This window comes from Neoakkermansia glycaniphila, from assembly GCF_001683795.1.
In the GTDB taxonomy this organism is placed as follows: domain Bacteria; phylum Verrucomicrobiota; class Verrucomicrobiia; order Verrucomicrobiales; family Akkermansiaceae; genus Akkermansia; species Akkermansia glycaniphila.
The window spans coordinates 100,686-108,196 of the sequence record NZ_LIGX01000020.1 but is presented as its reverse complement, the minus strand read 5'-3'; the positions used below and the strand labels follow the sequence as shown (position 1 = coordinate 108,196).

At 67.1% G+C, this 7,511-nt stretch carries 5 protein-coding genes; all 5 read right to left on the bottom strand.

Annotated elements, in window-relative coordinates; genetic code table 11:
• Positions 1-1,756 (bottom strand): cobyrinic acid a,c-diamide synthase CobB (locus AC781_RS06120; protein ID WP_141675787.1); only part of this gene is annotated, 1,756 nt, incomplete at its 3' end.
• Between the two features lie 155 nt (positions 1,757-1,911).
• Positions 1,912-4,509, bottom strand: coding sequence for a precorrin-4 C(11)-methyltransferase (gene cobM / locus AC781_RS06115; protein ID WP_067775085.1), 2,598 nt, complete (start codon positions 4,507-4,509; stop codon positions 1,912-1,914).
• A complete protein-coding gene (locus AC781_RS06110) occupies positions 4,506-5,723 on the bottom strand; it encodes a bifunctional cobalt-precorrin-7 (C(5))-methyltransferase/cobalt-precorrin-6B (C(15))-methyltransferase (protein WP_067775082.1) in 1,218 nt (405 codons plus the stop codon). The genes cobM and AC781_RS06110 overlap by 4 nt, the downstream gene beginning before the upstream one ends.
• Positions 5,711-6,853, bottom strand: a complete 1,143-nt coding sequence (cbiD, locus tag AC781_RS06105) for a cobalt-precorrin-5B (C(1))-methyltransferase CbiD (protein ID WP_067775079.1) — start codon at positions 6,851-6,853, stop codon at positions 5,711-5,713. The genes AC781_RS06110 and cbiD overlap by 13 nt, the downstream gene beginning before the upstream one ends.
• Before the next feature lie 4 nt (positions 6,854-6,857).
• A complete protein-coding gene (locus AC781_RS06100) occupies positions 6,858-7,511 on the bottom strand; it encodes a precorrin-8X methylmutase (protein WP_067775076.1) in 654 nt (217 codons plus the stop codon).

Genomic DNA, 7,511 nt, shown 5'->3' with positions numbered 1-7,511 from the left:
GGGGGAGATCCGGGGGGCGGTCGGTGCGGGTCGTTTCGCGGCGGACGAGGGTTTCCCGGTCGCAATGGACGCGGACGGTGTGGAGAGGGACGGAGCCGAGGCGGCGGCGGAGGTCGTGTATCCAGTCCGGGTTTTCTCCGATGACGTGGTCGGCGATGACGCAGGCTCCGGCGCGGGCGGCGGCGGCCAATGCGGCGTGGTAGGCTTCGACGAGGGGGAGGCCGGAGGCGTCCAGCGTGCCGGTGAGGGTGCTGGAGGCGGTGCCGCAGGCCGGGAGAAAGTCGTCCACGGAGAAGATCATGACGGGCCGGGGCGAGAGGCGGCGGAGGGCTTGCGCGAGCGTGGTTTTGCCTGCGCTGGATGGGCCGTTCAGCAGGATGATTTTTCCTTGGAGGCGGGCGGCTGTTTCCGGGGTGGGGAGGGGCTGCGCCCAGTACAGGTGGATGTATCCGGCGCGGATGTTGCCGTGGGAGATTCCGTCGCGGCAGGCGGAACCGTCCCGCCCCGTCCATGTGTAGAGCGAAGGGTAGTCGCGGTGGTGTTCGATGGAGGACCAGTGGAATTCATGCCCGCGCAGGGTGGTGCGTTCGAGGCCGAGGGGGGAAGTTCCGGGGATGGAGACTTCACGGTAGCCGAGGGAGCGGAGTGCGGAACCCATGCGGGCGGTGGCGTCGAGGATGCCGCTCATGGGCCATTCCGTGCCGTCCGGGGTGACGAGGGTGCGGCAGAGGTACATGTAGCCGCCGCATTCGGCGAAGATTTCCTTGCCTCCATCGGCATGCTGCCGGAGGGCGCGGCGCATGGCTTCGTTGGCGGAGAGTTCGCGGGCGAAGGTTTCGGGGTAGCCGCCGCCGAGGTAGACGGCGTCCGTTCCTGCGGGCAGGGCGGTGTCGTGAAGGGGGGAGAAGGGAAGGATTTCCCAGCCGAGCTGTTCAAGGCGGGAGAGGTTGTCGTCGTAGTAAAAGCAGAAGGCGCGGTCGCGGGCGACGGCGAGGCGGCGGCGCGTGCCGGATGATGCCTGAACGGGGTGAGCGGGTTTCGGGCGCGGAAGGCGGGTCAGTTCCAGCAGGGCGTCGAGGTCGACGGACTGTTCGGCGGCATCGGCCAGAGTGTCGTACCAGTCGCTGCCGCACGGGGTTTCTTCGGCGGGGACGAGGCCGAGCTGTCGGGAGTCGAGAGCCCATGAAGCGTTGTGCGGGATGGCTCCGAGGAGTGGCGGAAGGTGGTCGCGACGGAGGGCCTCGGCCAGAATCCGCGTATGAGAGGGGCTGCCGACGCGGTTCGCGATGATTCCCGCGATGCGGAGTCCGGGGTGGTAGTGGGCGTATCCTGCGACGAGGGCGGAGATGGAGGCGGCCATGCCTTTGGCCGGGACGACGAGGATGACGGGCAGGCCGAGGGCGAGGGCGCAATCCGCCGTGCTGCCGGAGAGGTCGCCGGGGGCGCGGCTGTCGAACAGTCCCATGACTCCTTCGCAAAGAACGACATCCGCCGAGGCGGCATGCCGTTGCCAGACGGAGCGGACACCTTCGCGGCCCATCATCCATGTGTCGATGTTGAGGGAGGGACGGCCTGTAGCCTGCCGGTGGAAGGAGGGGTCGATGTAGTCCGGCCCGCATTTGAATCCCTGGACGGAGAGTCCGCGCCGCACCAGCGCACGCATGAGGGCGAGCGCGACGGTGGTTTTGCCGCCGCCGGAGTGGGGGGCGGCGAGGCAGAATCCGTGGAAGGGTTTGCTGTCCGGTTGCGGAGGCATGGGGGAGATTACATTTTCGGAGCCACAGATTTCACGGATTTTCACAGATTGTTGATAATAAATTAAATATAATTTATTCAGATTTTAATATGATCCGATTTCCTGTTTTTTCATGAAATCATCTGTGAAGATCTGTGCCATCTGTGGCTTTTTTCTTATTCCTTTTCGAGATATTTTTCCTGATAGCCCCGGGCTTCGTAGAGGGTGTCGCCGCTGCGTCTGGTGCGGGGGCCGCCGATGAGGATGAGGCTGGACATGTCCACCCGGTCGCAGGGGAATTCGGCGAGGGTGCCGATCCACGCGGATTCCTGCGGGCGTCCGGCATGGCGCACGATGGCGCAGAGGGTTTCCGCACCCCGGGCTTCAGTGAAGCGGGCGACGGCTTCTTCCATGAGGTGGCGGCGTTTGCGTCCGGCGGGGTTGTAGAGGACGGCGGGGAGGGCGGTGTGGACGGTGTGGGTGAGGTTGCGCCGGACTTCTTCGGTGGGGACGAGGAGGTCGGAAAGGCTGATGAGGTGGTAGCCGTTTTGCAGGGGGGCGCCGAGGCGGGCCGCCGCGAGGCTGGCAGCGGTGATGCCGGGGAGGACGCGGATGACGACTTCGGCGAATGGGGGTTCGTTGTCCCGGAGTTCGTAGAGGAGTCCGGCCATGGCGAGGACGCCGGGGTCTCCGGAGCAGACCATGCATACTTCCTTGCCTTCGGCTGCGGCGGCGAGTGCATCGCGGCAGCGGGCGACTTCGCCGAGCATGCCGTTCTGGATGAGCGGTTTCCCGGCGATTTCATCGCGGATGAAGTCGAGGTATTTGGTGTATCCGGCGACGATGTCGCAGCGGCGGATCGCATCGGAGACTTCGGGAGTGATGTGGGCAGGGGAGCCGGAGCCGAGGCCGACGACGGTGATGCGGCCGCAGGCGGGTGCAGGGGCGCGGGAGCCGTGCGGGATGGAGGCGAGGGAGAGGGTGATGCCTTCGTATTTGGTTTTCGGAACGGCGACGTGACCGCCGGAGGCGAGGATGGCTGCGGCTTCGGCGACGGAGGGGATGCCGATTTTTTCCTGTACGGTCGAGGATGGGGTGGGTGTGTCGATGGCCGCGAGGCGGTCGCGTTCAAAGACGGAGAGCGGGAGGCCGTGTTCTTCGGCAAGGGCGAGGATGGCGGGTTCGTCGGCCTTGAGGTCGCAGGTGGCGATGGAGGCTATTTGCTGCGGTGCGAGGCCGTGGCGTTGGAGGAGGTCGCGCAGGGCGGCGCACAGGGTGCTTGCCGGGGTGTCTTTTTTGCAGCCGATGCCGAGGACGAAGGCGGCTTCATCGATGAGGAGGGTGCGGGGAGGGATGGAGGCCGGGTCGAGCCGGGAGCCCCAGACGACGAGGTGTTCTCCGGGCTGCCGGGTGGCGGGGGCGCCTGTGCGGACGTTCGGAGCATTTTCCCACAGGGCTGCGATGGCTGCCGGGGCGGAGAGGAGGATGGGGGAGCCGTCGAGCAGGGCGGCATTGAGTTCCTTGACGGCATCCGGGTTGAGGATGCGGGCGCGGTGTTGTGCGGCGGTTTCGTCGAAGGAGGGGATACCGCGCGAGTCGGTGGCGGTGCTGACGACGGCCTGTCCCCCGGTGATGCGGGCGAGGCGGCGGCAGAGGCGATTGGCTCCGCCGAGGTGGCCGGAGACGAGGCTGATGAGGTGGGAGCCGCTTTCGGTGCAGGAGACGACGGCAGGGTCGGTGGTTTTGTCACGCAGGAGAGGAGCGATTTTGCGGACGGCGATGCCCGTCGCTCCGATGAAGATGTGGGCGGTGTAGCGCCGCCAGTTGTGTTCCAGCCGGGAGTCGAGTTCTTCGGAGGCGACGACGGATGCGCCGAAGTGTGCGCCTGCCGGGCGGGTGGTGAAGATGTCCGCATGGTCGAGTGCGGCGGCGAGTTCGGCGGCGCGGGCGAGACCTTTTTCGGTGAATGCGTAGATGGCGCAGTTGCCTGCGTATTGTTCGCCGGGCAGGTTGTTGCGGTAGCCGTGGCTGAAGCTGCGGTCGTAGAGTTTGGAGCGGTTGCCGTGGGCATCGAGGGCTTTGCCGACGAGGATGAGGGCCTGCCTGCCGATGCCGCTTTCTTCCGCCTGCCGCCCCATGGTGGCGATGGTGCCGCGCAGGATGCGTTCTTCCGGCCACGAGGCGCGGTAGACGATGGCGGCGGGGGTGTCGTCCGGGAGTCCGGTCTGCCGGAGTTGTTCCATGAGGTCGGAGGCGTTGCCCATGCTGAGGTAGAAGGCGAGGGTGGCTCCGGTGCGTGCGAAGGCTTCGACGCTTTCGCCGGATGGCATCGGGGTGCGGCCCGGCGTGCGGGTGAGGATGAGGCTCTGGCTGACGCCGGGGTAGGTGAGTTCCGCCTTGAGGGCGGCGGCGGCGGCAAAGACGCTGCTGACGCCGGGGACGATGACGGGGGTGATGCCGCGTTCGGCGAGGCCTTCGATTTGTTCGGCGATGGCTCCGTACATGGAGGGGTCTCCGGTGTGGAGTCGGACAACGAGTTTGCCATTCAGGGCGGCTTCGCTCATGGCGTCAACCTGTTCGCCGAGGTCCATTTTCGCACTGTCGAGGAGGGTGCAGCCGGAGGGGCAGCGCGTCAGGTGGTCCGGGTTGACGAGGGATCCGGCATAGACGACGAGGTCGGCGCGGCGCAGGAGGTCGCCGCCGCGTTCGGTGATGAGGTCGGAGGCTCCGGGGCCTGCCCCGATGAAGTGGACGATGGGAGGTGGCGTGGTCATGCTTGGGAGAAGGTGTGGATGTAGATGCGGTGCAGGGGCTTGTAGTGGGTGTATTGCCCGGCGATGGGGGAGGAGGTGGCGATGTCGATGCTGGCGGAGCCGAGGCGGAGTTCGGGCCGCCAGTTGTGGAGGATGTGTTCGGCTTCGAGGGTGACGGCGGAGGCTGCAAGGATGCCGCCGGGGCGGAGTCGCGCGATGCAGGCATCAAGGATGCCGGCGAGTTCACGTCCGCCGCCGCCGATGAAGATGCGGTCGGGGGCGGGCAGGAGATCGAGGTCGGCAGGCGCCGTGCCGCAGACGGCGGCGTAGCGGATGGCGGAGAGGTTTTCGCGGTTACGGCGGATGTCGTTCAACCTGTTTTCGTTTTTTTCGAGGCCGTAAACGTCCAATCCGGGGCGGAGTGCGGCGGCTTCCAGTCCGATGGAGCCGCTGCCCGCGCCGATGTCCCAGAGGACTCCCCATGCCGGGAGGCGGAGGCGGGAGAGGATGACGGCGCGTACGTCTTCCTGCGTGATGAGGTTGTTTTCCTTGCTGTATGAGGCGTTGTTCAGCCCGAGGGGGAGGATGGGGGCTGCTGCGGCGGTGTCCGCAGGCAGGAGGAGGAGGATGGAGGTGGGTGAGGCGGTTTCTTCCGCGAGGGTGGAGATGGTGCCGCGTGTGATGCGTTCGCCGGGCGTGCCGAGGTTTTCCGCGAGGATGGCGGGGCGTTCTGCGCAGGCGGGATGGTGGCCGAGGCAGGCGCGGGCGATGCCTGCGGCGGTGTGGCGGGTGCCACCGTAAACGGCGGCGAGGGTGCAGGAGAGGATTTCCCGGAGGGGGATGGTTTCCTGATGGTGCGCGCTGAAGTGCCGGGCTTCGTCCCAGGGGAGGCCGAGGCGGTGGAAGAGGGTCTGGAAGGCAGTGACGCCGGGTACGAAGGTGACGGGGATTCCCTGTTTGTTCAGGGAGAGGATGGTGCCGCCGATACCGTGGTAGAGGGCGTCTCCGGAAGCGAGGATGAGGATGTTTTGGCCGAATGCTGCTGCGGCGAGGGCTTCGGCGGCTTTGCTGCGGGCATCGGCTCCGAGGAGGATGCTTTTGCCTTCCGGCAGGTTCAGGGCGGCAAGCAGGCGTGCGGAACCATAGACGAGATCGGCCTGAGCGGCAGCGTGCCGGAGGCGGGGATCGGCGGCGGGGTCGTCGATGCCGCAGGAGTGGACGGTTACGGGTGGCATGGTTCGGCAGGGGCGGGGTGTTCGAGGAGGAAGGTGCCGTCGAAGTCGAAGACGAGGAGGCGCGTGCGGAGCGCGGGTGCGTGGAGGGCGAAGCAGGCGGAGGCCTGTTCGCAGAAGTCGGCGAGGAGGGGGAGCCTGTCCTGCAGGGAGACGCAGGCGAGGGCTTGCCGGACGGAGGCACAGGAGAGGATGGCTCGTTCCTGTTCGGCGGTGGTTCGGTGGTGCCTCCGCAGGGTGGCGAGGAAGAGCTGCATGTCCTGTTCCTTGCGGTGGGCGTGGGTGTTGGCGTATCCGGCGGCGTATTTGCAGAGTTTGCCGGGCATGCAGGCGACGACGGCGGTGCGGATGCCGGATTGTTCGGCGGCGGCGAGGCTGTCTGCGATGAAGTCGCCGATGCAGGTGAAGTTTTCCGGAGGAAGGTGGGGGAGGCGTGCCTGTGCGGCGGTCTGGGTGCGGCCTCCGGTGCAGTAGACGACGGTGTCCGCGCCACGCAGGGCGGCGGAGCGGGTGCAGATGCGGATGGTGGCGATGTAGGCTTCGTGGCTGAAGGGGCGCACGACGCCCGTGGTGCCGAGGACGGAGAGGCCGCCGACGATGCCGAGGCGGCTGTTGAGGGTTTTCGCGGCGAGTTCTTCGCCTCGTTCGATGGAGAGTTCGGCGAGGATGCAGCCGCAGGAGTATCCGGCGGCGCGGAGGTTGTCCGCGATCATGCGGCGGGGGCCGGCGTTGATGGCCCAGCGGTTTTGTTCGCAGTCGAGGCCGGGCAGGGTGCAGAGGCCGATGCCTCCGCTGGCGCGCAGGATGAGTGAGCCGCTGCCGATGGAGAGGAGGTAGTCGTGCGGTTCCGCTTCGTGCGGGGCGGCGGGGCGCACTGTGGCGCGGATGAGGGCTCCGTGGGTGCAGTCGGGGTCGTCCCCTCCGTCCTTCACGATGGAGGCGATGCCCGGCTGCCATGAGGCAAGGGGGAGTGTGCGCCGGAGTCCGTCCGGAAAGAGGAGGGGGTAGGAAAGGGCGGATGCTGTGCGGGTGAGGCCGTCTTCCAGAGCCTGCCATGCTGCGGAGATGGCGGCGGCAGCGCAGGCTCCCGTCGAATATCCGTAGCGGAGGGGTTGTCCGGAGGCGGCAGGCATGGTGTCAGGCGCTTTCGATGATGGCGTGCAGGGTGGTGACGGCGAGTGCGCTGCCTCCCCGGCGGCCTTCGAGGACGATCTGGGGGACGCCGCAGAGGGCGAGGAGCTGTTTGGATTCGACGACGTTGACGAATCCGACGGGCATGCCGACGACGAGGGCGGGGCGCACGCCTTCTTCGAGGATGTAGCGTGCAATGCGGGCGAGCGAGAGGGGGGCGTTGCCGATGAGGACGATGCAGCCGTCGAGGATGGGGCGCGCTTTTTCGGCGGCGCAGATGGCGCGGGTGCGGTGGGTGGCGGCAGCCTGCGCGGCGATGTCTTCATCGCTGATGTGGCAATGGATGTCGTCGCGGGTGTAGGCCGGGTTCAGGCGGCGGAGGCGGTCGAGGGAGAGTCCGGCGCGGATCATGTTGGAATCGCAGAAGACGGGGGCTTTTGCACTCAGTGCGGCGAGGCCGCTTTCGATGGGGTTGTGGCGGAAGACGAGGCTTTCCGCGATCCGGGTGTCTGCCGTGGTGTGGATGAGCCTCCGGGCGACGCGCCATGCGGGGAGGGGCATTTCCGCGTGCTGCGGGCATTCGCGTTCGATGGTGCGGAAGCTTTCCGCCTCGATTTCGGCGGCATTCATGTCCCAGCGTATGTCGGGGTAGTCTTGCAT

What these genes read in the sequence shown, in the direction of transcription:
- cobM (WP_067775085.1), bottom strand. Translation starts at nt 4,509, where the DNA reads ATGACCACGCCACCTCCCATCGTCCACTTCATCGGGGCAGGCCCCGGA.
- AC781_RS06110 (WP_067775082.1), bottom strand. Translation starts at nt 5,723, where the DNA reads ATGCCACCCGTAACCGTCCACTCCTGCGGCATCGACGACCCCGCCGCC.
- AC781_RS06100 (WP_067775076.1), bottom strand. Translation starts at nt 7,511, where the DNA reads ATGCAAGACTACCCCGACATACGCTGGGACATGAATGCCGCCGAAATC.
- cbiD (WP_067775079.1), bottom strand. Translation starts at nt 6,853, where the DNA reads ATGCCTGCCGCCTCCGGACAACCCCTCCGCTACGGATATTCGACGGGA.